The organism is Pedobacter sp. KBW06, from assembly GCF_003852525.1.
GTDB lineage: Bacteria > Bacteroidota > Bacteroidia > Sphingobacteriales > Sphingobacteriaceae > Pedobacter.
Genome location: NZ_QAJL01000002.1, coordinates 1,022,908 through 1,048,182, shown reverse-complemented (window position 1 = coordinate 1,048,182; position 25,275 = coordinate 1,022,908). Strand labels below are relative to the sequence as shown.

The following is a 25,275-nucleotide window of genomic DNA, read 5'->3' as shown; positions in this document are numbered from 1 at the left end:
TAAGAACGAAATAAAACTATATAAAGATGAAGCAGATATTTAACACCAACAATGCTCCGGCACCAATTGGTCCTTACAGTCAGGCCGTAAAAGCAAATGGTTTCTTGTTCTTATCGGGCCAGGTTGCTATAAACCCGCAAACGGGAGAGCTTACTCAATCGTCTATCTCTGAAGAGACCCATCAGGTGATGAAAAATATTAAAGCGGTATTGTTAGAAGCTTCATACAATTTTAATGATGTCGTAAAGACGACGATCTTTCTAACGGATATGGCCTTATTTTCAGAAGTAAATGAAGTGTATGGCACTTATTTTGAAAGTAGCAGTAATTTTCCTGCACGCGAAACGGTTGCCGTTAAAGGCTTGCCTAAAGGCGTAAATGTAGAGATCTCTATGATCGCTTGTAAAGGCTAAGTTTTGGGGAAATCAAATTTGAGGTACTTCTTTGCAGGGGTCTTATCTTTTTCTATATGGGGTTTTTTCTCCATCCCGCTTAGAAATCTTAAAGCCTTTCCTTCTCAGGAAATCCTTTATTACAGGATCTTTACGTCTATGGTTTTTCTTTGGATTGCGATCCTGGTATTTAGGAAAAAGCAAATTAGAAAAGACCTGGATTATCTTGCAGGATTGGACAGGAAGGGAAAACGTATGATCGGTTTACAGATCGTTGCCTCTACTGTTTTATTAACCTCAAACTGGTATACTTATATCTATGCCGTAAATAATGTCAGCCTTCAATCGGCAGCTTTTGCTTATATGGTTTGCCCGTTGATCACTGCTTTTGGTGGCTTTATTCTGCTTAAAGAACATTTATCGCGGTTAAAGCTCATCTCCCTTGCCATCGCATTGCTGAGTATCATCCTCCTGGCAACAGGTTCTTTTGTGGAAGTGATGTGGTCGGTAGTGATCGCCTCTCTGTATGCCTTCTACCTCATCATCCAACGTAAAATGCAACATCTTGATAAACTGAATGTATTGTCGGTGCAGATTGGTCTTGCGGTATTGCTCATGCTGCCTTTTTATCTTTTTCAACATGTAGCGATCCCGATGGATTCCTGGTTTTGGGGAAATATTATTGTCGTAGCTGTATTTTTTACCATCATCCCATTGTTTTTGAGTTTGTATGCCCTGATCGGCATTCCTTCTTCCACCCTTGGGATCATTATTTATACCAACCCTATAATTGCTTTTACTGTGGCAATTCTGCACTTCAATGAACACGTGGATTCAAATAAGCTACTTGCTTATCTTTTGCTGCTGATCTCTGTAGTTGTATTTAATTGGAGCATACTAAAAGATATACTTACATTTAAGAAAAAAAATATTTAAAGCCTTGTTTGCTGCTACTTTAGATACCACCATAGAATATCTTAAAGGTGTAGGGCCTAAGCGCGCTGAGCTTTTACAGAAAGAATTGCGCATTTTCACCTATGACGACCTGTTGAACTATTTTCCTTTCCGGTATATAGACAGGACTAGGTTCTATAAGATTAATGAACTCGATACCGACCTTCCCTATGTTCAGATTCTTGGACGAATCACAGGTAAGGAGCAGATCGGAGAAAAACATAAGAAGAGGATTGTTGCACGCCTTACGGATGAAACGGGATCTATAGAACTGGTTTGGTTTCAAAGCTTAAAATGGGTGGATGAGAACGTTTCCCGTGGAAAGGTTTATATCGTTTTCGGTAAACCAACAGCCTTCAATGGTTCATTCAGTATTTCTCATCCCGAATTGGAAAGTTATCCAAGACCAGCCACTATCACCGGAAATCTAAGGCTGCAACCGGTATATAATTCTACAGAAAAACTAAAGAAATTCTTTCTCGATAGTAAGGGCATCCAAAAATTGCAAACCCTGGTGATCGAACAGCTTCTACCCGAGGTGAGGGAAAGTATGCCTGCCTATATTCTGGATAAATACCAGATGGTAACCAAAAAAGAAGCCCTTCTGAGTATCCATTTCCCCCGCGATGTAAAGGCATTAAAAGGAGCAGAAAGAAGATTGAAATTTGAAGAACTGTTCTTCATTCAGCTTCAGCTCTTACATAATAAACAAATCAGGGAGTGGAAGTTCAAAGGACATCAGTTTAATGCTGTTGGAGAAGCTGTAAATACTTTTTATAAAGAAATACTTCCCTTTGAGCTTACCGGTGCCCAGAAGCGGGTAATCAAGGAAATCAGGATGGATACCCAAAGAGGGATTCAAATGAACAGGTTGGTACAGGGAGATGTAGGGAGTGGAAAAACAGTAGTTGCATTGATGAGCATGTTGCTGGCGATTGACAATGGCTATCAGGCCTGTATGATGGCGCCTACAGAAATTCTGGCGAGGCAGCATTATGAATCGATTGCTTCGTTATTAAACGGACGTCTGGCTAGAGTGGCAATCCTGACGGGCAGTACCACCAAAAAGCAGAGAACGAAGCTCCACGAAGAGCTGGAGGCCGGGGAGATTGATATCCTGGTAGGTACTCATGCACTGATTGAAGATAAAGTGGTGTTTAAAAATCTGGCTTTGGTAGTGATTGATGAACAACATCGTTTTGGCGTAGAGCAAAGGGCTAAACTTTGGCGTAAGAATGCAGTGCCTCCACATATTCTGGTGATGACTGCTACGCCAATCCCGAGAACTTTGGCGATGACCTTATATGGGGATCTGGATGTCTCTGTGATTGATGAATTACCAGTCGGCAGAAAGCCGATTGAAACCCGGCACCTCTATGAAGGGCAAAGACTGAGAATGTTTGGATTCATGAAGGAAGAGATTGCCAAAGGGCGCCAGGTATATGTCGTTTATCCCTTAATCAAGGAAAGCGAAAAGCTGGATCTTTTACACCTGGAAGCAGGAGTAGAACAAATGAGCTACCAGTTTCCGAGGCCTGATTACCAGATCAGTATTGTACATGGAAAAATGAGCAATGCAGACAAGCAGTTTGAAATGCAGCGCTTCATAGAAGGGAAGAGCCAGATCATGGTGGCTACTACTGTGATTGAGGTTGGGGTGAATGTTCCTAACGCTTCTATCATGATCATTGAGAATGCAGAACGGTTCGGCCTGTCCCAGTTACACCAGTTAAGGGGGCGTGTAGGACGGGGAGCAGAGCAGTCTTATTGTATCCTGATGTCCGGAAACAAATTGAGTGCTGATGGTCGCCTGAGATTGGATACTATGGTAAAAACAAATAATGGTTTTGAGATTTCTGAAATCGACCTGCAGCTGCGGGGGCCGGGAGACATTACCGGGACACAGCAAAGTGGGGTATTGGAATTGAAACTGGCAGATCTTGCTACCGATCAGCTGATCCTGCAGGAAGCAAGAAACACAGTTATCAATATTCTTGAGGGAGATCCAAAACTGGAACTCCCTGAAAATAGCTTGCTGAAAACATACCTCAACAAAAGAAGAAGGGGTATTGCTTTCGATAAAATTTCTTAATCTTCGTCGCTTCCCGGAAGAGATCCTGATCCGGAGTATGCGCCTTTTCTGATAATTGGCATGCCAAGATGTTTATATAGATCATCCAGATGCATCAGGCTCCCGTTGGTTAAGTTCCCCAGGAAGATGACGACAATGTTCTTCTGAAAGTCACGTACATAGATATGTCTGAAGCCATGCCACCAACCGGTGTGATACACTACTTTTCTGCCATTTTCACCATCAAACATGCGCCATCCGTAACCATAATTAAAGTGTCCGTTGATGGCTTTATTGTGTCCTTTATATGCAGAATCTAAACTTTCTTTCTTCAAAAGACGGCCGTTTTTCAAGGCTTTGTCGTATAAAACCAAGTCATGCAATGTGCTGTAAATTCCTTTGTCACCAACGGGACCATCCAGGAAATTTTGTACCACTGAGTATCTCCAGGTCCGGTCGTGCCCAACTACATCCACAGGGATTTTTGGATAAACAGTTGTTGAATATACGTGTGTATGCTTCATTCCTGATGGCTTGAAGATATTCTCCATCATGTAGTCAGCGTAAGGTTTGCCAGTCACCTTCTCGATTATGGCAGCCAATACCATGTAATTGGAATTGTTATAATGAAAGCGGGTATCAGGTTTTGCGTATCGGTTTGGTTTATATTCTGCAATGAGGTTCATTACATCATTATTGCTCATCGGTTTTTTCTTGTCCTTCCAGATGCCATCAGAAAAATAAACATAGTTCATCATCCCACTACGGTGGGTCAGGAGTAACTTAATGTTAATGCCTTCGTAAGGAAAGTTAGGATAGAACTTTTTTACATCATCCGTTAGATGTAGCTTTCCCTGTTCTACTAACTGCATAATTGCGGTACCGGTAAAAGTTTTGGTTACAGAAGCGAGTTCAAACTCTGAATTTATCTTCAAGCTGTCACGGTGCAGGTAATCTGCCCATCCAATGGCTCTTTCGTAAAGAATTTTACCATCTTTTGCGACAAGCATGTTCCCATTGAAGCCATATTTCTTATGTAGGTTCTCTACAAAATCAGCAATGAACTTATCGCCTTTGGCAGGGTTGTAAGCCAATAAGAGGCTGTCGGCTTTGTCATCTTCCGCAGTCCGTTCCTTACTAGGTACAGTATGGGTTGCGTTTTTCTTTGAATTGGAGCAGGCAAAAAACAAAAAAGTGGCCATTGAAGCCACGGCTAAAATATTACGATAAGTCATGAATAATAAAATACTTTTAAACGCCCGAAAAATAAGGAATATTAAGGCTTTAAACGCAAAAGAGTTTTAAACATTGTTAATTAGGAGCTTTGTTTTCAGAATGTTTTATTTTTTAGCTGATGTAATCCTGTAGATCCTTTTTTTGTAGTGCATTTAGAAACAGAAATGAGAGCTGCAGGATGGATTTATTGCTTTTTTTGAACTGTATTAAACATCTGACAATAATGCCCAATTTAAAAGTATAAAAAGCCTAAATTTGCGAAATAAAATATTTAACACTATGAATTTTAGAACCGAACACGATACCATGGGTGAAGTGCAGGTACCTGCCGATAAATACTGGGGGGCTCAGACTGAACGTTCACGTAATAATTTTAAAATAGGGCCTGAGGCATCTATGCCAAAGGAAATTATACATGCTTTTGGTTACCTTAAAAAAGCAGCGGCCTTAGCGAATACAGAATTAGGTGTATTGACTTCCGAAAAAGCAGATTTAATTGCAAAAGCTTGTGATGAAGTGATCGCAGGTACTTTAGATGAACAATTTCCTTTAGTGATCTGGCAGACGGGTTCGGGAACGCAAAGTAACATGAACGCAAATGAAGTGATTGCTTACCGTGCCCATGTTTTAAATGGTGGTGATCTTGCTGATGAAAAAAAGGTATTACATCCGAACGATGATGTAAATAAATCGCAATCATCCAATGATACTTACCCAACTGCAATGCACATTGCTGCTTACAAACAAGCGGTAGAAATTACCATTCCGGGCTTGGAGAAATTACGTAATACTTTAGAAAAGAAGGTAGCGGAATTCAGTACGATTGTTAAAACAGGACGTACCCATTTTATGGATGCAACCCCACTTACTTTAGGTCAGGAATTTTCCGGATATGTTCAGCAAATTGACAATAGCATCAGAGCGATTAAAAATGCACTGGTTATGATCAGTGAACTGGCTCTTGGTGGTACTGCAGTAGGTACGGGCTTAAATACGCCAAAAGGGTACGATGTGCTTGTGGCTCAAAAAATTGCAGAATTAACAGGCCTTCCTTTTGTAACGGCTCCAAATAAATTTGAGGCGCTTGCAGCGCATGATGCGATGGTCGAATTGTCTGCCGCATATAAACGTACCGCAGTTTCTCTGATGAAAGTGGCCAATGATGTAAGAATGTTAAGCTCCGGACCTCGTTGTGGAATCGGTGAAATCATCATTCCTGACAATGAGCCGGGATCTTCTATCATGCCAGGTAAAGTTAATCCGACACAACCGGAAGCATTGACTATGGTGTGTGCACAGGTAATGGGTAATGATGTTACTGTTGGAATCGGTGGAAGCAATGGTCATTTTGAACTGAACGTTTTCAAACCTGTAATCGCAGCAAATGTATTACAGTCGGGCCGCCTGATAGGGGATGCATGTGTATCATTTAATGATAAGTGTGCTGAAGGTATCTTGCCTAACCTTCCTGAAATTAAGAAACATTTAGAAAACTCTCTGATGTTGGTAACGGCATTGAATCCTCACGTAGGTTACGAGAACGCAGCAAAAATTGCAAAAAAAGCACATAAAGAAAACAAAACATTACGAGCAGCAGCAGTTGAGCTTGGTTTACTGACTGGCGAGCAGTTTGATGAATGGGTTCGTCCGGAAGATATGGTCGGAAGTTTAAAATAATTTATAAAAATACCCCGATATGTGGAGATCGATAAGTTCCCTTTTGCTCATTTCAGGACTGTTCGCTTCGTGCAGCAGGTTGCCTAATGTACAAGGGAAAGGTGAGGCTTTTTTGCAGGGTGTTTGGAATCAGGATAGTATCCCCAATGCCGGGAAGTTACTGAATTATACGCAGCATAAATTTAAGTTTACCTGCGATTCATTCTATGTAGACTTAACGACGCATTCTAAAGTAAACTACTATCCTGATTCCTGTTTTAACAAAGGCGTTTGGAAAGAATATGCCAAAGGGGTCTATGAGGTTCGTAATGACAGCCTGATCCTGGAGGGTACCTATACCAAAGCGAATTATAAACAAAAAATTTCCGGTTGTTATCAGATTGGGAGATATATCAAAAGCTTTTATATCAAGTCCTTTGAGCCCAATAAGCTATTCCTTCAAAGTGCAAGTGACCAAAGAGAGTGCAACCTGGTTTTGAAAGAGAAAATTATTTGTAAACCCAAAGCGCTATAAACCTTTTAAAATACGTTCTTATGAAAATCAAATCGATCAACAAATCAATGAGGGTTGCCTTAACCGTTGCGGTAATGGCTTACCTTCCGCTAAATGCCAGTGCATGGGGAATGCTTGGCCACAGAATCGTTGGACAGGTTGCTGAGGCACACCTTACGGGCAGGGCACTTAAGGGTGTCAAAGGAGTTTTAGGGACAGAAAGCCTGGCTATGGCGAGTACCTGGGGCGATTTTATTAAATCTGATACCGCTTATAATTATCTGTATAACTGGCATTTTGTAAACCTTCCTGCTGATCTTGACAAACAAGGTGTTTTCAATTTCCTGGATACTGACCATGGTCCAAATGTTTACAACAAGATTCCTGAAATGGTATCTGTGCTGAAAAATCCTCAAAGTACCGCAGATCAGAAAAGACTGGCTATGCGTATGCTTGTCCATTTGGTTGGCGATTTAAATCAGCCAATGCATACTGCACGCAAAGAAGACCTGGGTGGAAACAAAGTATATGTGACCTGGTTCGGGGAAAAATCTAACCTGCATAAAGTTTGGGACGAAGGTCTGATTGATTACCAGCAATTGAGTTATACGGAATATACGGCTGCCATTAACCATCCTTCTGAAATTCAACTGACCGAATGGAAGAGCAGCTCTTTAAAAGATTATGTTTATGGTTCCTACGAAGCCTGCAATAAAATATATGCGAGTACGAAGCCGGAAGATAAACTGAGCTATAAGTACAATTTTGACTTTCTGGAGCTTTTGAACACTCAATTGTTAAAAGGTGGAGTATGTCTTGCAAATATTCTTAACGACATCTATAAATAGTATAAATGAAAATTCTAATGGTTTGTTTGGGCAATATCTGCCGCTCTCCCTTAGCAGAAGGGATTATGCGTCATTTAGTCGATGAACAGGAACTAGGCTGGGAGATCGCCTCTGCCGGTACAGGAGACTGGCATGTGAATGAGCCTGCCGATAAAAGAAGTATTTCTGTTGCCCGAAGATTTGGTTATGACATCTCTAAGCAAAGAGCCAGACATTTTAACAAAAATCACTTTGATGAATTTGACCTGATTCTGGTGATGGATCAGAATAATTTGAAAGATGTACTCAAGCTGGCTGGAGAAGAGGAACACCGCGAGAAGGTGTCGCTATTCCTGCCAGATGATCTTGAAGTCGCTGATCCTTATTTTGATGAAAGACTTTTTGAGCCGGTATTTCTACAAATTGAAGAGCGCTGTAAACAACTAATCGAAGAGATCAAAGCCAATAATTAAAAGAAGAAAAATGTCCACGCAATCACCCAAATTATTTATGTTGATGCTCGGTTGTACACCACCGCCCCGTCGTATTGAACAACACGATATGTTTTTTTCTATCGCGGATTCACTAAAGGACTTGAAACAGGAAATTCTTGATTTCTGGCCTGAGGCGGGAGAGAAAATCCATGTAGATGCCTGGCGTGAAGTGACCGAGGTAGATGGTTATCAAATACAGGTGGTGGCTAAAGGAAGCATTCCGAATCAAACAAACAATTTGTTCTTTATGAATCTCGGAGGTTATAAGCCCGGAGAGTTTGATGAACCGCATTATAAAATGCTGATTGTTGCTGAAGACAAAGCTTCAGCTATTCAGCAGGCAAAGCAGACGGCATTTTATAAACATACCGGTTTTGAAGGAGCAGCCTCTCACATTGATGATAAATATGGAGTAGATGTGGATGACGCTTTTGAAATTGTTGATGTCCTTTCTGAAGAACTGAAACTTCAATATGACCTGAAGATTGAGCTTGCCGAAGGACAGCAGAAAGATGAAATCAATCTTGGTTATCTGAAATTTAGCAAAATATAAGACGCTAAAAAAGAGGAATTACTTTTCATTCCCGAACCTTTGCTGAAGCGCAAATCTTCGGATGTATTCAAAGAAACTCTTCTTTTTTTTAAATCCTGCACGTTTATACCTCCTGTAAGAGCGGTACGAATGTGCAGGATTTTTAGTTTGATCATTCCTGTGACTGACTCGACGAGCGGTTTTTATTTAGTCCCCAATTTCTAAAAAAAAGAAGCCGTTCTAAGAAAAGGCATAGGAATTTCGCCCCCTTCGGGTCAAAGGTTCCAGCCTTTGAATAGTAGTGGCTTCTTTTTTAAGTATAACTTTTATAAAATGAAATGCNNGCATTTCATTTTATAAAAGTCTTCTTATTACATTCCGAATTCTTTATCCAGATAGTCGGAGACTTTAATGATCGCCTGGTCTATAGTGTCACTTAAAATGGTAATAAATGAACCTGAGCGGGCAGTAGCAATAATATATTTAAGACAATCATCGCCGCTATTGTTAATGATGATGTCCATATCCGGATTAATCTCGCGAATAGCTCCAATCTGTAAGTCAATTAGCTCTTGTTGGTTTCGGCCACGCAGGTACTTCTCCTGACAAATAATGATCTTGTTGAACATTTGGGCAGCAATTTTTGCAGTCTCCCTGATGTCTGAATCCCTTCTGTCGCCGGTGGCAGAAATGACACCAACATGTTCTGTTGCCTCAATGGTCTTTAAATACGACTTAATGCCACTATATCCATCAGGATTATGAGCAAAGTCGACCATGATTTGGAATTCCTTGAATTTAAAGGTGTTCATCCTGCCAGGTGTCTGTGCTGCGGAAGGAATAAATGTTTCTAAAGACATACGGATGTCTTCAATCTTATAACCCCAAAGGAAGGTCGCAAGTGTTGCTGCCAGCACATTTTGAATCATAAAATCAACACTGCCACCAAAGGTCAGTGGAACATGGGTTACTTTCTCTACCCTGATTTTCCAGTCGCCTTTTTTGATCGTGATATATCCGTTTTCATAGATGGCAGCTATTCCTCCTTTTTTACAATGCTCCACAATCACGGGATTGTTTTCATCCATACTGAAGTAGGCAATATTACAATCGGCATTGGCTGCAATTTTAATGCAGTATTTGTTATCTGCGTTTAAAACACCCCAGCCACTTCTTTTCACCGCACCAATAACCACTCCTTTTACCCTGGCAAGATCGTCAAGCGTATGGATGTCGGAGATGCCTAAATGGTCGGCCTGAATATTAGTAATGACGCCTATATCACACCTGTTGAAGCCCAGTCCTGCCCTCAGGATTCCACCTCTTGCGGTTTCCAGAACGGCAAATTCTACCGTTGGATCTCTGAGTATGAATTCTGAACTCACCGGACCTGTGGTATCACCTTTCATTAGCATGGTATTTTGCACATAGATTCCATCTGATGTGGTAAAACCAACCCTGGTTCCGTTACTTTTAACAATATGGGCAATTAGCCTCGTGGTGGTGGTTTTTCCATTGGTTCCGGTTACGGCGATAATTGGAATTATCGCTGATTTTCCAGGAGGGTAAAGCATATCAATTACCGGAGCAGCAACGTTTCTTGGGAGACCTTCACTTGGGGCAAGGTGCATTCTGAAACCAGGAGCTGCATTTACTTCCAGTACTACACCTCCATTTTCAGTTAGCGGCTGCGTCAGATTTTCTGCCATGATATCAATCCCACAGATGTCCAGTCCGATGACTCTGGAGATCCGTTCACTGATAAATACATTTTGTGGATGGACAAGATCAGTTACATCAATAGAGGTTCCTCCTGTACTTAAGTTCGCGGTAGATTTCAGGTAAACAATCTCTCCCTGTGAAGGAATCGTTTCCAGTGTATATTCCTTTTTTGCCAGGAGATCCAGCGTATCGCGGTCTACGGTGATTTCCGTCAATACGTTCTCATGGCCATAGCCACGTCTTGGATCTGTATTTTCTCTATCAATGAGTTGCTGGATCGTTAGCTGACCATTTCCCGTCACATGTGCAGGAACACGAAGCGCTGCAGCAACCATTTTATGATCAATTACCAGAATTCTAAAATCATAGCCGTTAATGAAGCGTTCGATGATGACCTTCCGGGAATAGTTCTGTGCGTATTCAAAGGCTTCTTTGGCTGCTTCATCAGTTTTTACATTGATAGTTGCCCCTTTACCATGATTTCCATCAAGAGGCTTGAATACCAGTGGATATCCTACTTTTCTAATGGCATCGGCCAGGTCATTAGGATCCGATATGGTTACGCCTTTTGCAACGGGGATAGCAGAGTCCTGCAGGAGTCTCTTGGTTTCATCCTTATTACAGGCAATGTCAACTGCGATTGAATTTGTCTTCTCGGTCATCGTTGCACGGAAACGGACCTGATTCTTTCCATATCCCAGTTGTACCAGCGAACTCTTGTTCAATCTGATCCATGGGATTTGTCTCGATATGGCTTCATTGACGATAGAACCTGTACTTGGTCCAAGGCGTTCCAGTTCCCTTAGCTCGCGCATGCGGTGAATATCGTGTTCCAGGTCGTAATCCGTTCCATTGATGAGTGCTTCTGCAATTCTTACCGACGCTTCGGCGGCATATAGACCTGCTTTTTCTTCCAGATAGCTAAATACAACATTGTAAATTCCGTCCGTTTTCGTTTGTCTGGTCCTGCCAAAGCCGGTATCCATTCCTGCAAGGGTTTGAATTTCCAATGCAATATGTTCGATTACATGTCCCATCCAGGTACCTTCCTGAATCCTCATCAGGAATCCTCCAGGTGCACCTTTTGAACAACGATGTGTATATAGACTTGGTATTAGTTTTTCAATCCTTTCTGCAAATCCATCAATTACATTGGTTGGGTTTTGCTCCATCTCCTCCAGGTCAAGGCGCATTTGAATTAACTTTTTTCTGTTTATAGACCATATATTTGGTCCGCGTAGCACCTGTATGCCTAATATTTTCATTCTAGATTGGTTGTTTTGTGTTGGTAGTGACCATATTACGGGAACTGTTAGTAGCTAATTTGATAAGGTCAATGGAGAGATTAAAGTATAAATATTTTTCGAAAGTTCCACTATTGGCCCGTTAAATGTTAGGAATATATTTTAAGCAAGGGATTGAGGGGGAATAACTCTGCAGGAAATTGTTAATAAGGGTATAATATTGATAAATAATTCCTTGATATTAGGCTAATGCATATATATTTGGAATTATAGGAAATGTAAAGATTTAAGATGACTCCAAAGGGTAAACTAATAATTATAGGTGGTGCAATTAATACAGGAAGTTTCACAGAGACAACTTTCGGATTGCCCCAGAATATGAACTTTTTTGAAAGAGGTATTTTAAAGAAAATTACAACAGAATCATTAAAGGGAACGACATCTCGTTTCGAGATCATTACTACAGCTTCCCTGGTTCCGGAAAGGGTTGGAGAAGAATATATCAAAGCGTTCGGACAGCTGGATGTCCACGATGTAGGCGTTTTAAATATCAATAGCCGTGAGCAGGCAAATTCTGAAGAAAACAGCGATCGTGTAAAGGCGGCAGATGTCATCATTTTTACCGGAGGTGATCAATTGCGCTTGTCGTCCATATTTGGTGGTACTGCTATTCATCAGATTCTTTTAGATAAATACCAGGATGAACCGGTCGTGATTGCCGGGACTTCTGCCGGGGCTGCGGCTAGTTCTAAAAATATGATCTATCAGGGAAGCAGTAAGGATGCTTTGCTGAAGGGAGAAGTTAAAATTACCGGCGGACTGGGTTTTATCGATGGCGTGATCGTCGATACCCATTTTGTACAGCGTGGAAGGATAGGCAGACTTTTGTATGCTACGGCAAGTAATCCCGGAATTCTTGGGATTGGACTTGGAGAAGATACGGGCTTATACATTTCGAATGGTAACATTATGGAAGCCATAGGCTCCGGGATGGTTATCCTGGTGGATGGCAGAAATATGGCTGATACGAACCTTACTGATGTGGATATGGGGCAACCTGTTTCAATTAACAATATGACCGTTCATGTGATGTGTGATGGAGATATTTATGACCTTACGGCACATAAACTAACCATACATCACCCAAAGGTTGTTCCAATAGATTAAATCAATGAAAATAATCATTCACGGTGGATTTTTTAGTGAGTCTGGAACCAATCAGGAGACTAAAAAAGCAAAACAAGATGCCTTATCGGCAATTGTGAGTCAATCTCATACCTATTTACAGTCGCATACTGCGTTAGAAACTGTTATTTATGCAGTTAGCCTGCTGGAAGATAACGAATTATTTAACGCCGGACTGGGATCTCAGATTCAAAGTGATGGGAAGGTGCGGTTAAGTGCTTCATTAATGGATGGTAAAAGTCAGAAATTTAGTGGTGTAATCAATATTGAAAATGTCAGAAACCCAATTCAGGTTGCTAAACAGTTGCTGAACTATGATGATAAAGTTCTTAGTGGAGGCGGGGCTCTGGATTTTGCGCGTGATCATGGTTTTGATTTTTTTGACTCCGTTATTCCTCAGAGACAGCAGGAATATGAACAAAAATTGGCTCAATCCACAAGAATAGGTACTGTTGGCTGTGTTGCACTGGATGCAGATGGAAACCTGGCTGCAGCGACTTCTACAGGAGGGAAAGGGTTTGAAATTCCCTGCCGCGTGAGTGATTCGGCTACTGTTGCGGGAAATTTTGCAAACGAATATGCGGGCATTTCCTGTACGGGGGTTGGCGAAGATATTGTAAGTACAGCGCTTGCGGCAAAGATTGTAACCCGGGTTACGGATGGATTTACCTTGAAAGAGGCAAGTGACAAGTCCTTTGCTGAATTAAAAACTTTTGACGGTTTTGCAGGAATAATCGGAATCTCCTCCAAGGGAGAGGTGTATCATACTGACTCCCATCCTTATATGGTTTGGGCTGCTTTTGACGGTAGTTTACAGGTGTTTAACTAAATTTGTTATATCTTTATCGGATGAACAAAATTTGTTTAGTAATCATTTGCCTGTTGTTTTCAGGGAGGGCAATGACACAAACCAATACTTTTCTACCACAAGAGCCTCCGGTGACCAGCGGAGCGATAAATATTGTGACTTCCAGTCTGGAAGAAGCAGATGGAAATACCTATTTCGCGGAGGCTGTAAAAAATGAAAAAAGGGGCGATTTGAATGATGCCCTCACTTTATTTGGCAAAGCAGCGTTCGAATATAACAGCTCCAAACTTTTTGTTCGCTATGGGGAAGCCCTGTTAAGGTTAGGAAATGTTCATTTTCTGATGAGCCATTATGGAGAAGCTGAACAGGTAATCCTGAATGTTGCATTAAAGAACTATTCCCGTATTGGAAGTAAAACAGGGCAAATGGAATCTTACTATCAATTGGGAAGAATTTATTTTGCAGCAAATAAACTGACACAGTCCTTATGGTTTTACACACAACAGGGAATTCTTGCGAAGCAGGTGAATAACAATAATGCTTATATTGAATCCGTTCTCGGGATTGCTCAGGTGAAAATCAAGAAAAAAGAATACACCCTGGCTTTAAGGGATATCAACAGAGCTGAATTATTGGCCAAATCCTCAAATACGAACCAATTTAAAAGTAAGATTAAGGAAGTGAAATCCTTAATCCCTTCTAAACTAACGGTTAAGAAGTCTTAAGTCAGGACTTTAAAATTATCCGGTACCTGGTGTTTTTTGTATAGAATTTTTAATTACTTTTGATAAGTTTACAGAAAAGAGACGGTAATATTACTGTCTCTTTTCTGTTTATTAATGATATTGGTATCATATTAGTTGTGCATTATAAAATGGATTTTAAATTATTCAAAGAGATGTTAAAAAGAACATTACTGGTGGCCTTTACTGCGGCTGTACTTGCGTGCCAGGCTTCCCCAAAGCCACAACAATTAGTGAAGGGGGTAAGCAATATTGTGCCGGACGAGAGACAGGCTCTGGTAGTTAAAGAGGTTGTGGGACTAATCGAAAATTACAATTACAAAAAGATAAAACTCAATGACTCTATTTCTTCATTAATCCTCGATAAATACATCAAGGACCTGGATCCTTACAAGTACTATTTTCTGGCTTCTGATATTAAAGATTTTGAGCAATTTAGAAATTCATTGGATGATGACTTCAGAAATGGTGATCTAAGTGCGCCTTTCTATATTTTTAATGTATATCTAAAACGATATAATGAATGGCTTACTTATACACTTTCACAGGTAAAAAACAAGTATGATTTTACTCAGGATGACACTTATGTGTTTGACAGGGAAAAAATGCCATGGATTACCTCTGTTGCAGGACTGAATGATGTCTGGAAAAAGAAAGTGAAATATGATCTTGTAAACCTGAAAATTGCAGGATCAACTCCGGCAAAAAATATAGAAACGCTGACTAAAAGATATGAAAGTCTAAAGTCGCAGGCATCAAAGGTAAACAACCAGGATGTATTTCAGACGATTATGGATGCTTTTACAGAAACCATCGATCCCCATACCAATTATTTTAACCCGGCAAATGCGCAGCAATTCAATGAAGATATGGCACGTTCATTTGAGGGAATCGGTGCAAGACTGAGACAGGATAATGATATTCTTAAAATTGAAGAAATTATTCCGGGTGGACCAGCTTTCAAAAGCAAGCTCTTAAGTGCCGGCGACAGAATCGTAGGCGTAGCACAAGGAGCAGGTGAATTTGAAGATATCATTGGATGGAGAATCGACAATTCTGTTGCTAAAATAAAAGGACCTAAAGGAACTAAGGTAAGGTTGAAAATCATCCCTGTAGGGCGTGAATTGTCTTCTAAGCCTGTCATCATCGAGTTGACAAGAGAAAGAATCGTGATGGAAGACCAATCGGCCAAAAAGACGGTAAAAACAATTCAGTCGGATGGTAAATCTTATAAAATTGGAATCATCAGGGTGCCTGCTTTTTATGCAGATTTTAAAGCAGCCAATGCAGGTGATCCGAATTATAAAAGCACAACCCGTGATGTGAAGCTATTGATCGATACCTTAAAGAATAAAGATAAAGTAGATGCGATTGTAATGGACTTACGTGCCAATGGTGGTGGTTCATTGGTAGAGGCAATTGATCTGACGGGTTTGTTCATTGATAAAGGACCGGTCGTACAGGTAAAAGACATTAAGAATAGTGTTGAGGTGAGTGAGGATACCAATGCGGGCGTTGCCTGGAGTGGACCGTTTGGAGTGATGGTAGATCGTCTGAGTGCTTCTGCCTCCGAGATCTTTGCAGGTGCTATTCAGGATTATGGAAGAGGAATAATCATGGGAACACAAACTTATGGTAAAGGAACAGTGCAGTCCTCAATTGACCTGAACAGACTGGTAAACCCATCGATTTTGCAAAGAATAGCTGCTTTAGTCAGCAAGGATAAAGCTGCGGTGAAAACGGTTAATGGTAAAGATGCTGCACCAGTTCAACTGGGCCAGATCAATTTGACTATGGCTAAATTTTATCGTGTAACAGGCAGCAGTACCCAACATAAAGGAGTAATGCCTGACATTCAGTTTCCTTCGCTTTACCCTTTGAACAAAATTGGAGAGGATACTGAACCTTCTGCTTTACCTTGGGACGAAGTACAAAGGTCTAATTTCAAAGCAGTAGCAGATCTGAATCCATTGAAACCGGAATTGATAAAACTTCACCAGGCAAGAATGGCGAATTCATTGGATTATAAAACATTGGAACAGGATATTGCTGATGTCAAAAAACGTGAAGGAGAAGTATCCGTAACGTTAAATGAAACAAAGCTGAAAGCAGAACGTGATAGCCTGGAGACGAAATCTCTTGCCAGAATCAATCAGCTAAGAGTAGCTAAAGGCTTGGCTCCGGTTAAAAAAGGAGATAAAATCAAGAAAGAAGAAAACTTTGATTTCATTGAAGATGAAAGCCTACAGATAATGGCAGATTTTATGAGATTTACCAATCCAAATAAAGCAGAATTGGTGAAAGTGAAAGGCGGATTTAACTAGGTAAATTCGAGACTGAGCAGAAGTTCAGACATAAAAAAAGAGTTCANNTGAACTCTTTTTTTATGTCTTTATTATTTGCCTATTTTGCAGGCTTATCATCCCGGTTCTTCTGGATTTGCATGGCCATCATTTCCTTCATGGTCTTATTCATTCCTTCTGTAGAACCGTCAAGGAATACCACATTTCCATCGCTGTTCTCTGCAAAATGTTTGATAGATTCTGTCCACATGGTGAAGAGGATCACGGATATATCAAGGTTGGCTTCTTCCATTTCCTGTGCTGCTTTAGTCATACCGTGTGCAACTTCTGCGCGGAATAAGGCAATACCTTGTCCGCGTAGCTGGGCCGCTTCTCTTTCTGCAGCAGCGGCAATTTTAATGGCATTACCATCTGCTTCCGCTCCTTTTGTTTTGGTGATTAGCAAAGCCTGACCTTCATTCTCTGCTGCGGCTTTTAAATTGTTGGAGGCTACGACTCTACTCATGGAACGCATGATTTCCTCATCGAAGGTGATATCGTTCAACTGTAAGTCCTGTAGGTGATAACCCCAGCTTTCCAGTACCTGGTCAATCTGATGTTTTACATGGTCAACGATTTCATTCCGTTGTGCCAAAACATTGGCCTGACGTTGAGTGGCTACATATGCCCGGATCGATCCTTCAATCGTACGGATCAGCGCCTGCATCAGGTTGGTAGAGTCCACAAACTTAAAGGCTACATTCTTAATGGTTTCTTCATCATGATTAAGCACTGAATAAAGCAGCATAGCCTTGAAATAGACGTTTGCCTGATCCTGTGTCACCGCCTGGAAAGAAAGTTCAACAGAGCGGTTCTGAATCGAAATTCTGGAATGAATGTTTTCAACCAAAGGGATTTTTAAACTGAGCCCTGGTCTTAGCAGGCGTCGGTATTTACCAAAAATGGTGATCACGGCGATGGTTCCTTGTTTTACTGTAACAAAAGAACTGACCAGAACAACCAGTACGATGAATACGAAAATGTAAGATGTATAGTCCATAAGTATGTGTTTTTAATTAAAAAATAACTTCTTCAAGATACGAAGAATTCCTGCCTTATCGTGAAGACAGGATTATTTTATAAGAACGATAAAGATTGAGAATAGAGATGGGGCATAGATTTTGCATAGCTGAGTTGAACTTAAACTAAGATATAATGAATGTTAAACGCACTTTTGGAACTATTCTAACTATTTTAGGAATTATAGGCCTGATTTACGCAGGTTATGGATTTATTAAACACAGCCTGCAAGCCAGGGAGCTGATTGTAGCAGCTATTATTGGTCTGATTTTCTTTGTTTCAGGAATCGGACTGATAAAAAATACAAAAGACGAGGCTTAATTACTTTTCAATTGAATATGGCCGTTTTCTGAGAAATCAAGGCGGTGACCTGGAAAATCTGTATCTGTAAGGAATTTTATTTTTTTGAATGCACCGTAATTCTCATCCAGAGTCAGACGTGTTGATTTATCCTGTTTTACGGATACGACATCTGCATAGAGAAAATCTCCTTTGCCATTGAGCTTAATCTGCATCAGTGGGGCAATTCCATTAGGACCTTTTAAGCTGAACATTCCATAAGTGCAGAAGTTACCGAGGCTGTAGGCAATAAATTTATTTTTATAAACTTCTACGGCTCTGGTTACATGAGGGCCGTGTCCAATCACGATATCTGCTCCGGCATCAATTACTGAATGGGCAAATTTGTAGACGTTTCCTCTGTTTTCTTTATAAAATATTTCATTCTTTCGGGGCACATGCTCAAATTTTGCGCCCTCGCTACCACCATGAAAGGAAACAATCACGATATCTACCTGTTTTTTTAATCTTGCTACTAATTCTTTAGCACTGTCGATCTTATTGATAGAAACGGTATTTTCATTCGGTGCAAAAGCACAGAATGCATATTTCACACTGTCTTTTTCAAAAATTTTAAAGGGGTGGGATTGAAGACCTGCGTAATTAATCTGAAGAGAATCCAGGATTTCCGTGGTTCTTGTCCGGCCCTTTTTGCCGAAATCGCCCACATGATTGTTGGCGACACTGAAGAGGTTAAATCCTGCTTTTTTGAAGATACCGGCATATCGTTCCGGCATTCTGAAAGCGAAGCAGCTGTTGCTGTTAGGATCACTGCATTTGGTGGATTTCCCATTGTCGAGTAAACAGCCCTCCAGATTTCCGAAAATGATGTCTCCTTTTAGAAAGTTATCTACTTCTTTAAAACTGTTGATCGCGTCATCGGCAGGAAGGTTGGCTTTGTCGGGGAAAGCCGAGCCCAACATCATATCGCCGACAGCTGTAATGGAAATCGTATCTGTAGTGGAAAGCGTATCTTTTTTTAGCGTTTGCCTGGTCGTATCTGATTTGAGTTGTTGAGGCACACTGGCGCTGTTTCCCTGGCAGCTGAACATAAATATAACGGAAGAAAGAGCAATGGCAATGGTGTTTGAGAATTTCATTTGTTTAGAGGTAGTGTTTTGTCATAAAAAAAGTCCTCCCAAAAATTAGGAGGACTCAATATATTTTTAGTTTGCTGAGGCTTATTCCTCAATCAGGTCATTTTTTACAGGATCGAGAATTCTGCCACCTTTGTAAAAATACCGGGAATAATAAGGTTCGTTTAAATTGCTGATCACGACTCCACGACTGGAGGATGCATGAGCGAAGCGGTTGTCTCCAAGATAAATGCCGATATGCGTAATGCTGCGGCTTTTGATCTTAAAGAATACCAGATCTCCTTCTTTTAATTCATCTTTTGGCAATGGGTCTACCATGCTAAAGATGTCACGGGAATTGCGGAGTATCGTGGTGTTGAAAACTTTATCGTAAATCGCTTTTGTGAAAGCGGAACAATCAATGCCTCTCTTGGTATTTCCTCCAAAACGGTAAGGAGTTCCAATCCATTCATAAATGAACTTGTAGAGTTTGATGTTAGAGGTCGCATCTACTGCAACACCCATTACCTGAGAAAAATATTGTGAAGCTAGATTATCAGGATCTTCTAATTTATTGGTTTCTTTTGTTTTTGTCTGTGCGTGAACGGCAGAAAGGCTGCACGAGACAATGAGGGTAGAAAACAAAAATTTTTTTATCATACCATTAAGTTTGGGTAATAGACACTTACACTTAAACGTACACCACTTGGGGCTTATTGTCCGGTGCCAAAACTATGTATTTTACAAATGTGATCCAAATGTAAAATGTTTAAATCTAAAAGTTATCCACATTTTATGTAACCTTAGTGTTCATTTTACATGTATTTCTTCTATATGTTGCAATAAAAAAGTAGATTTGCTCTTGTAAATAAAAACCAATACCCAAAAATGAGTGCAGTAGAAATTAATAAAGATACCTATCTGAAGTGGTTTGAGTCGATGTTGCTGATGCGCAAGTTCGAAGAGAAAACAGGTCAATTGTACGGACAACAGAAAATCCGTGGTTTTTGTCACCTATACATAGGTCAGGAAGCTGTGGTAGCAGGAGCTATTTCGGCACTACAACCAGAAGATTCTATGATCACTGCCTACCGCGATCATGCACATGCTTTAGCAAAAGGTGTGAGTGCAAACAGCATTATGGCAGAGATGTATGGTAAAGCTACCGGATGTTCTAAAGGAAAAGGTGGTTCTATGCACATGTTTAGCAAAGAACATAACTTTTACGGTGGACACGGTATCGTTGGTGGACAGATTCCATTAGGAGCAGGTATCGCTTTCGCTGAGAAATATAAAGGCACTAAAAATGTAAACGTTTGTTACATGGGTGATGGAGCAGTTCGTCAAGGTGCTTTAAACGAAGCCTTCAATATGGCGATGTTATGGAAACTACCTGTCATCTTTGTTTGTGAGAATAATGGTTATGCAATGGGAACCTCTGTAGAGCGTACCACTAACATGACTGATATATATAAAATAGGTTTAGGTTTTGATATGCCTTGTGCACCGGTAGACGGAATGGATCCTGTAGCAGTTCACACTGCAATGGACGAAGCTGCTCAACGTGCAAGAAACGGTGACGGACCAACCTTCCTGGAAATCAGAACTTACCGTTACCGCGGTCACTCGATGTCTGATCCTGCGAAATATCGTTCTAAAGACGAATTGGAATCTTACAAAACCAAAGATCCTATTGAAGCCGTAAGAGAAACAATCCTTCAGGAAAAATATGCTGATCAGGCATGGATTGAAGAGATTGAAGCTAAAGTGAAACAAATTGTTGATGATGCTGTTAAATTTGCGGAAGAGTCACCTTGGCCGGAAGAATCAGAATTATATCAAGATGTTTATGTACAACAGGATTATCCTTACGTACTAGATTAATTTAGAACGCATTTCATTTAATAATATAGAATGGCTGAAATAGTTAGAATGCCCAAAATGAGCGATACCATGACCGAAGGTGTAATGGCGAAGTGGCATAAAAAAGTTGGCGATAAAGTTAAAAGTGGCGATGTAATGGCCGAAGTGGAAACCGATAAGGCAACCATGGATTTAGAGTCATATTGGGACGGTACCGTATTATACATTGGTGTAGAAGAAGGTAAAGCTGTTCCTGTTGACGCGGTTATTGCAGTCATAGGTAAAGAAGGTGAAGATTACAAAGCAGCTTTAGACGCTGAAGGTGCTGCGGCGCCATCGGCAGAAGCAAAACCGGCAGCAGATGCTGCTCCGGCTGAAAAACCTGCTGAAGATAAAAAAGAAGCACCTGCTGCGGCAGGAATCACGGATGCAGATTTAGAAAAAATGGGCGTTACTGTGGTGAGAATGCCTTTGCTGAGTGATACGATGACTGAAGGCGTAATTGCTGAATGGCATAAAAAAGTTGGTGATAAAATTAAAAACGACGATATCCTTGCTGACGTAGAAACCGATAAAGCAACTATGGAAGTAATGGGATATGCAGACGGAACATTATTACATATTGGTGTAGAAAAAGGTGCAGCAGCTAAAGTGAATGGTATCATTGCTATCGTTGGTCCTGAAGGGACAGACATCAGTGGAATCCTTGCACAAGGCGATGCTCCGGCAAAACCTGCAGCAGATAAAAAAGCAGATGCTCCGGTAGCAGAAAGCACTTCGTCTGTAGCAGCAGAAGCAGCACCTGCTGAAGGCTCAGATCGCGTAAAAGCCTCTCCTTTAGCAAAGAGAATTGCGAAAGACAAAGGTATTGATCTTGCTCAGGTGGCAGGTAGTGCTGATGGTGGACGTATCATCAAGAAAGATATTGAGAACTTCAAGCCTGCAGCAGCAGTGGCGGCTACACCGGCAGCTACAACTTCAGCAGCTCCTGCGGAGAAACAAGCTCAGGTAAGTATTCCTGTATTTGTCGGCGAAGAAAAATATACAGAGAAACCGGTTACCCAGATGCGTAAAGTAATTGCTAAACGGTTATCTGAAAGCTTATTCACAGCACCGCATTTCTATTTAACGATGTCTATTGATATGGATGGTGCAATTGCTGCCCGTACTAAAATCAATGAATATGCGCCTGTTAAAATCTCTTTCAACGATATGGTGTTAAAAGCAGTAGCAATTGCTTTAAAACAACACCCTAATGTAAACTCTTCATGGTTAGGTGATAAGATCCGTTACAATGAGCATGTGAACATTGGTGTGGCTGTAGCTGTAGAAGACGGTTTATTGGTTCCTGTAGTTCGTTTTGCAGATGGTAAATCATTGTCTCATATCTCGGCAGAAGTTAAAGACTTTGCGCAGCGTGCTAAAGCAAAGAAATTACAACCTGCAGATTGGGAAGGTTCAACATTCACCATTTCTAACTTAGGAATGTTCGGAATTGATGAATTTACAGCAATCATTAACCCACCTGATGCCTGTATTCTTGCCATCGGAGGAATCTCTCAGGTTCCTGTGGTTAAAAACGGTGCAGTAGTTCCTGGTAACGTAATGAAAGTAACTTTAAGCTGCGATCACCGCGTAGTGGATGGTGCAACAGGGTCTGCTTTCTTACAGACGCTAAAAGCATTGTTAGAAGAACCAGTAAGGTTATTGGTTTAAAATATTTAAATAATCTGAAAAGCTGCTTCGGCAGCTTTTTTTATGCCTGTTACTTTTTGTACTTTTGTCGCTATGTCGAATATTAAACCTTCTCTAGTTAAAGGAACCCGTGATTTTTCACCTCAGGAAATGGTCAAACGCAATCATATTTTTGATACCATTAAAACGGTATTTAAAAAATACGGATATGCGGAAATACAAACGCCAACGATGGAAAACCTGAGTACCTTAACAGGTAAATACGGAGATGAAGGAGATAAGCTGATCTTTAAGATTTTAAACAGCGGAGATTTTCTTTCTAAAGCGAATCCGGAATTACTGGCCAACGCCAACTCTCAAAAACTGATTTCATCCATCAGTGAGAAAGCATTGAGATATGATTTAACAGTGCCTTTTGCCCGTTATGTGGTGATGCATCAGAACGACATTTCTCTGCCTTTTAAGCGCTTTCAGGTTCAGCCGGTATGGAGAGCTGACCGACCACAGAAAGGGCGTTACAGAGAGTTCTATCAGTGTGATGTGGATGTTGTAGGATCAGATAGCTTATTAAATGAAGCGGAATTTGTATTAATCTACCAGGAAGCCCTGAGCAATCTTGGTCTGAAAGATTTTACCATCAAGCTGAATAACCGTAAAATATTATCAGGTATTGCTGAAATTATCGGTAAGCCGGAGCTGGTTATCGATATGACTGTCGCGATCGATAAACTGGACAAGATTGGTTTGGATGGTGTAAGTAAAGAGTTGCTGGAACGTGGGTTCACGGATGCAGATCTGGAAAAATTAAAACCGGTAATCTTACTTCAGGGAAGTAACGAAGATAAATTAAACAGCCTGCGTACGGTACTTGCAGATTCTGCTACCGGAATGAAAGGTATTGAAGAAATAGAAACGGTCTTTAAATATTTAAAAGGATTATTGCAATCTAATCCGGCACTTAGTCCTGACCTCGAATTAGATATTACCCTGGCGCGTGGTTTAAACTATTACACAGGTTGTATTTTTGAAGTAAAAACCAATGAAGCTGCAATGGGAAGCATCGGTGGAGGTGGTCGTTATGATGACCTGACCGGGATGTTTGGTCTGAAAGGATTAACAGGAGTGGGAATCTCTTTTGGTGCAGACCGCATCTATGACGTATTATTGGAACTCAACCTTTTCCCGGAATCTGTTGCTGCCGGAACAAAAGTTCTGATCAGTAATTTTGATGAAGCTGCGGAATTGTATGCACTCCCAGTTGTTCAGCAATTGAGAAATGCGAATATCGCTGCAGAATTATATCCTAGTGCTGCAAAGCTTAAAAAACAAATGAGCTATGCGGATACAAAGAACATCCCTTATGTAATTTTGATCGGTAGCGACGAAATGCAAAGCGGAGCATTAACTTTAAAAGACATGCATAGCGGACAACAGGATAAATTATCCCTGGAGGCCATTATCGAACGAATTAAAGATTAATCTACGGATTATTCTTTTGCCATATAAGCGGCCAGTTTAGCGCTGGCCTGCTTTCTTACCTTGTTTTTCAGGAAAGAAGTCCACCCTAACAAAAGCCCCGAAAGTCCCAGCGCCTGTTTTGACCAGGTATAAAAATCGAAGTGGTCGGTATGTTTCACAATCTTGCCATTTTCAATGATAAAGCTGGCATCGATTTGATTTAAAACCTTTCTTCCGGTTGCTGAAAAAGTATAATAAGCATCCCAGTGTGCTTTTACGACCTCCCCCTCGGCCCTGACATTGCTGAATTCGACGCGCATGTCTTTTCCACCTTTAATCAACATTGCCCACATGGCACGAACTTGCTTGGCATTGAGGTCTACAAAGGCCGCATCACTGAACGTTGCCTGATCGCTGTAACATTCCTGCATCGTAGAGACGTCTTTATTTTGGAAAGCAGTATAGAATTTGCTGATGAGCGCTTCGTTGGCATTCATATCGTTTCGGTAATTTGAGTTTAAGATACGAATTTAACAGGAAGCTGTTGATCCGGATTAATAAATTTTTCCGGCGAGGATGCCTTCAATTCTGTCCAGAAGATCGTCAATATCAAAAGGCTTGGCCAGGAATCCATTCGGTTTGAAAGCACCATGCTGAATATTCTCCTCTGTATATCTTGCGGAGATCATGAGTACCGGAATATCTTCAGTGCTCGCTTCAGACCTGAGTTGGGTTAGCAATTCCCTGCCGTCTCCATCAGGAAGCATAATGTCCAGAATAACGAGATCAGGTCTAAGCTGCTCGATATGCATCATCATATCTGCGCTTTTATTTAGACCGGTAACCTTGTAAGCCTCACTTTGAAGGATCAGTGTGATGACATCAAGGATGGCATGATTGTCTTCAATGACAAGTATGTTTTTGTGAATCTTAGAGCTTTTTGCCAAAATCAGGATGTGTTTTATGGAATACAAATATATTTAACAAGATCGGCTTGTTCATATATTATTTGATTTTTATAAACAAGTTTCTGTAAATATCCTGCTGTAGGGCAAATGAAGGGATTATCTGAAGAAATATCAATTAAAATGAAACCTTTTATGT

At 40.7% G+C, this 25,275-nt stretch carries 23 protein-coding genes; 16 read left to right on the top strand and 7 right to left on the bottom strand.

The annotated features are described in order from the left end of the window. Nucleotides 1-26: 26 nt before the first annotated feature. Genes DBR43_RS14540 through recG form a run of 3 tightly spaced genes read left to right on the top strand, consistent with a single transcriptional unit; the run spans nucleotide 27 to nucleotide 3,438 of the window. Nucleotides 27-413: a RidA family protein gene (locus tag DBR43_RS14540; RefSeq protein WP_124581954.1), complete on the top strand. Its 387-nt coding sequence runs from the start codon at nucleotides 27-29 to the stop codon at nucleotides 411-413. Nucleotides 414-431: 18 nt separating this feature from the next. Beyond that, complete coding sequence (locus DBR43_RS14535; RefSeq protein ID WP_233602976.1) at nucleotides 432-1,328, top strand: EamA family transporter; 897 nt, start codon at nucleotides 432-434, stop codon at nucleotides 1,326-1,328. A gap of 4 nt (nucleotides 1,329-1,332) precedes the next feature. After that, the gene (recG, locus tag DBR43_RS14530) at nucleotides 1,333-3,438 is read left to right on the top strand and encodes an ATP-dependent DNA helicase RecG (RefSeq protein WP_124581950.1); all 2,106 of its coding nucleotides are present in this window, start codon (nucleotides 1,333-1,335) and stop codon (nucleotides 3,436-3,438) included. On the opposite strand, the gene DBR43_RS14525 is transcribed toward recG, so the two are convergent. After that, a complete protein-coding gene (locus DBR43_RS14525) occupies nucleotides 3,435-4,652 on the bottom strand; it encodes a serine hydrolase domain-containing protein (RefSeq protein WP_124581948.1) in 1,218 nt (405 codons plus the stop codon). The genes recG and DBR43_RS14525 overlap by 4 nt on opposite strands. A gap of 280 nt (nucleotides 4,653-4,932) precedes the next feature. Here DBR43_RS14525 and fumC point away from each other — a divergent pair, with 280 nt between their 5' ends. The 5 genes from fumC to DBR43_RS14500 are packed head-to-tail and all read left to right on the top strand — an operon-like array spanning nucleotide 4,933 to nucleotide 8,697. Beyond that, the gene (gene fumC, locus DBR43_RS14520) at nucleotides 4,933-6,330 is read left to right on the top strand and encodes a class II fumarate hydratase (protein ID WP_124581947.1); all 1,398 of its coding nucleotides are present in this window, start codon (nucleotides 4,933-4,935) and stop codon (nucleotides 6,328-6,330) included. A 19-nt stretch (nucleotides 6,331-6,349) separates the two neighbouring features. Beyond that, nucleotides 6,350-6,844 (top strand): fumarate hydratase, encoded by a 495-nt coding sequence (locus DBR43_RS14515; RefSeq protein WP_124581945.1) that lies wholly within the window; start codon nucleotides 6,350-6,352, stop codon nucleotides 6,842-6,844. Nucleotides 6,845-6,864: 20 nt separating this feature from the next. Further along, on the top strand, nucleotides 6,865-7,671 hold the full coding sequence (locus DBR43_RS14510) for a S1/P1 nuclease (RefSeq protein ID WP_233602975.1): 807 nt from the start codon (nucleotides 6,865-6,867) through the stop codon (nucleotides 7,669-7,671). A 5-nt stretch (nucleotides 7,672-7,676) separates the two neighbouring features. Further along, a complete protein-coding gene (locus DBR43_RS14505) occupies nucleotides 7,677-8,123 on the top strand; it encodes a low molecular weight protein-tyrosine-phosphatase (protein ID WP_124581943.1) in 447 nt (148 codons plus the stop codon). A gap of 10 nt (nucleotides 8,124-8,133) precedes the next feature. After that, on the top strand, nucleotides 8,134-8,697 hold the full coding sequence (locus DBR43_RS14500; RefSeq protein ID WP_124581941.1) for a DUF1543 domain-containing protein: 564 nt from the start codon (nucleotides 8,134-8,136) through the stop codon (nucleotides 8,695-8,697). A gap of 350 nt (nucleotides 8,698-9,047) precedes the next feature. Here the strand turns inward: DBR43_RS14500 and cphA are convergent, their stop codons facing one another. Beyond that, nucleotides 9,048-11,663, bottom strand: coding sequence for a cyanophycin synthetase (gene cphA / locus DBR43_RS14495; protein ID WP_124581939.1), 2,616 nt, complete (start codon nucleotides 11,661-11,663; stop codon nucleotides 9,048-9,050). Nucleotides 11,664-11,933: 270 nt separating this feature from the next. On the opposite strand from cphA, the gene DBR43_RS14490 reads away from it, so the two are divergent. The 4 genes from DBR43_RS14490 (at nucleotide 11,934) to DBR43_RS14475 (ending at nucleotide 16,702) form a co-directional block, all read left to right on the top strand. After that, a complete protein-coding gene (locus DBR43_RS14490) occupies nucleotides 11,934-12,809 on the top strand; it encodes a cyanophycinase (protein WP_124581937.1) in 876 nt (291 codons plus the stop codon). Between the two features lie 4 nt (nucleotides 12,810-12,813). Next, nucleotides 12,814-13,656, top strand: coding sequence for an isoaspartyl peptidase/L-asparaginase (locus DBR43_RS14485; RefSeq protein ID WP_124581935.1), 843 nt, complete (start codon nucleotides 12,814-12,816; stop codon nucleotides 13,654-13,656). A 20-nt stretch (nucleotides 13,657-13,676) separates the two neighbouring features. Further along, complete coding sequence (locus DBR43_RS14480; RefSeq protein WP_124581933.1) at nucleotides 13,677-14,360, top strand: tetratricopeptide repeat protein; 684 nt, start codon at nucleotides 13,677-13,679, stop codon at nucleotides 14,358-14,360. A gap of 173 nt (nucleotides 14,361-14,533) precedes the next feature. Further along, entirely contained in the window at nucleotides 14,534-16,702 is a 2,169-nt protein-coding gene (locus DBR43_RS14475; protein WP_317125995.1) for a carboxy terminal-processing peptidase, read from the top strand. Between the two features lie 79 nt (nucleotides 16,703-16,781). On the opposite strand, the gene DBR43_RS14470 is transcribed toward DBR43_RS14475, so the two are convergent. After that, a complete protein-coding gene (locus DBR43_RS14470) occupies nucleotides 16,782-17,720 on the bottom strand; it encodes an SPFH domain-containing protein (protein ID WP_074611575.1) in 939 nt (312 codons plus the stop codon). 155 nt (nucleotides 17,721-17,875) lie between these two features. On the opposite strand from DBR43_RS14470, the gene DBR43_RS14465 reads away from it, so the two are divergent. Beyond that, nucleotides 17,876-18,061, top strand: coding sequence for a hypothetical protein (locus DBR43_RS14465; RefSeq protein WP_124581929.1), 186 nt, complete (start codon nucleotides 17,876-17,878; stop codon nucleotides 18,059-18,061). Here the strand turns inward: DBR43_RS14465 and DBR43_RS14460 are convergent. Together DBR43_RS14460 and DBR43_RS14455 are read right to left on the bottom strand one after the other, a co-directional pair. Further along, nucleotides 18,058-19,179, bottom strand: coding sequence for a CapA family protein (locus DBR43_RS14460; protein ID WP_124581927.1), 1,122 nt, complete (start codon nucleotides 19,177-19,179; stop codon nucleotides 18,058-18,060). The two genes, DBR43_RS14465 and DBR43_RS14460, sit on opposite strands and share 4 nt — an antisense overlap. Nucleotides 19,180-19,260: 81 nt before the next feature. Beyond that, entirely contained in the window at nucleotides 19,261-19,815 is a 555-nt protein-coding gene (locus DBR43_RS14455) for a C40 family peptidase (RefSeq protein WP_073231909.1), read from the bottom strand. A 228-nt stretch (nucleotides 19,816-20,043) separates the two neighbouring features. On the opposite strand from DBR43_RS14455, the gene pdhA reads away from it, so the two are divergent. The 3 genes from pdhA (at nucleotide 20,044) to hisS (ending at nucleotide 24,192) form a co-directional block, all read left to right on the top strand. Further along, nucleotides 20,044-21,039: a pyruvate dehydrogenase (acetyl-transferring) E1 component subunit alpha gene (gene pdhA / locus DBR43_RS14450; protein WP_124581924.1), complete on the top strand. Its 996-nt coding sequence runs from the start codon at nucleotides 20,044-20,046 to the stop codon at nucleotides 21,037-21,039. A gap of 30 nt (nucleotides 21,040-21,069) precedes the next feature. Further along, a complete protein-coding gene (locus tag DBR43_RS14445; RefSeq protein WP_124581922.1) occupies nucleotides 21,070-22,734 on the top strand; it encodes a pyruvate dehydrogenase complex dihydrolipoamide acetyltransferase in 1,665 nt (554 codons plus the stop codon). A 72-nt stretch (nucleotides 22,735-22,806) separates the two neighbouring features. Next, nucleotides 22,807-24,192 carry a histidine--tRNA ligase gene (gene hisS, locus DBR43_RS14440; RefSeq protein WP_124581920.1) on the top strand — a complete coding sequence of 462 codons (1,386 nt, stop codon included), beginning with the start codon at nucleotides 22,807-22,809 and terminating at the stop codon, nucleotides 24,190-24,192. 8 nt (nucleotides 24,193-24,200) lie between these two features. Here hisS and DBR43_RS14435 read toward each other — a convergent pair whose 3' ends face one another. Together DBR43_RS14435 and DBR43_RS14430 are read right to left on the bottom strand one after the other, a co-directional pair. Then, complete coding sequence (locus DBR43_RS14435; protein ID WP_124581919.1) at nucleotides 24,201-24,668, bottom strand: nuclear transport factor 2 family protein; 468 nt, start codon at nucleotides 24,666-24,668, stop codon at nucleotides 24,201-24,203. Between the two features lie 57 nt (nucleotides 24,669-24,725). Then, entirely contained in the window at nucleotides 24,726-25,118 is a 393-nt protein-coding gene (locus DBR43_RS14430) for a response regulator transcription factor (RefSeq protein WP_124581917.1), read from the bottom strand. Between the last annotated feature and the right edge of the window lie 157 nt (nucleotides 25,119-25,275).

Excerpts from the sequence above, each read along its gene's own strand:
- DBR43_RS14540 (WP_124581954.1), top strand. The coding sequence starts at position 27 with ATGAAGCAGATATTTAACACCAACAATGCTCCGGCACCAATTGGTCCT.
- DBR43_RS14525 (WP_124581948.1), bottom strand. The coding sequence starts at position 4,652 with ATGACTTATCGTAATATTTTAGCCGTGGCTTCAATGGCCACTTTTTTG.
- fumC (WP_124581947.1), top strand. The coding sequence starts at position 4,933 with ATGAATTTTAGAACCGAACACGATACCATGGGTGAAGTGCAGGTACCT.
- DBR43_RS14515 (WP_124581945.1), top strand. The coding sequence starts at position 6,350 with ATGTGGAGATCGATAAGTTCCCTTTTGCTCATTTCAGGACTGTTCGCT.
- DBR43_RS14510 (WP_233602975.1), top strand. The coding sequence starts at position 6,865 with ATGAAAATCAAATCGATCAACAAATCAATGAGGGTTGCCTTAACCGTT.
- DBR43_RS14505 (WP_124581943.1), top strand. The coding sequence starts at position 7,677 with ATGAAAATTCTAATGGTTTGTTTGGGCAATATCTGCCGCTCTCCCTTA.
- DBR43_RS14500 (WP_124581941.1), top strand. The coding sequence starts at position 8,134 with ATGTCCACGCAATCACCCAAATTATTTATGTTGATGCTCGGTTGTACA.
- cphA (WP_124581939.1), bottom strand. The coding sequence starts at position 11,663 with ATGAAAATATTAGGCATACAGGTGCTACGCGGACCAAATATATGGTCT.
- DBR43_RS14490 (WP_124581937.1), top strand. The coding sequence starts at position 11,934 with ATGACTCCAAAGGGTAAACTAATAATTATAGGTGGTGCAATTAATACA.
- DBR43_RS14485 (WP_124581935.1), top strand. The coding sequence starts at position 12,814 with ATGAAAATAATCATTCACGGTGGATTTTTTAGTGAGTCTGGAACCAAT.
- DBR43_RS14480 (WP_124581933.1), top strand. The coding sequence starts at position 13,677 with ATGAACAAAATTTGTTTAGTAATCATTTGCCTGTTGTTTTCAGGGAGG.
- DBR43_RS14475 (WP_317125995.1), top strand. The coding sequence starts at position 14,534 with ATGTTAAAAAGAACATTACTGGTGGCCTTTACTGCGGCTGTACTTGCG.
- DBR43_RS14470 (WP_074611575.1), bottom strand. The coding sequence starts at position 17,720 with ATGGACTATACATCTTACATTTTCGTATTCATCGTACTGGTTGTTCTG.
- DBR43_RS14465 (WP_124581929.1), top strand. The coding sequence starts at position 17,876 with ATGAATGTTAAACGCACTTTTGGAACTATTCTAACTATTTTAGGAATT.
- DBR43_RS14460 (WP_124581927.1), bottom strand. The coding sequence starts at position 19,179 with ATGAAATTCTCAAACACCATTGCCATTGCTCTTTCTTCCGTTATATTT.
- DBR43_RS14455 (WP_073231909.1), bottom strand. The coding sequence starts at position 19,815 with ATGATAAAAAAATTTTTGTTTTCTACCCTCATTGTCTCGTGCAGCCTT.
- pdhA (WP_124581924.1), top strand. The coding sequence starts at position 20,044 with ATGAGTGCAGTAGAAATTAATAAAGATACCTATCTGAAGTGGTTTGAG.
- DBR43_RS14445 (WP_124581922.1), top strand. The coding sequence starts at position 21,070 with ATGGCTGAAATAGTTAGAATGCCCAAAATGAGCGATACCATGACCGAA.
- hisS (WP_124581920.1), top strand. The coding sequence starts at position 22,807 with ATGTCGAATATTAAACCTTCTCTAGTTAAAGGAACCCGTGATTTTTCA.
- DBR43_RS14435 (WP_124581919.1), bottom strand. The coding sequence starts at position 24,668 with ATGAATGCCAACGAAGCGCTCATCAGCAAATTCTATACTGCTTTCCAA.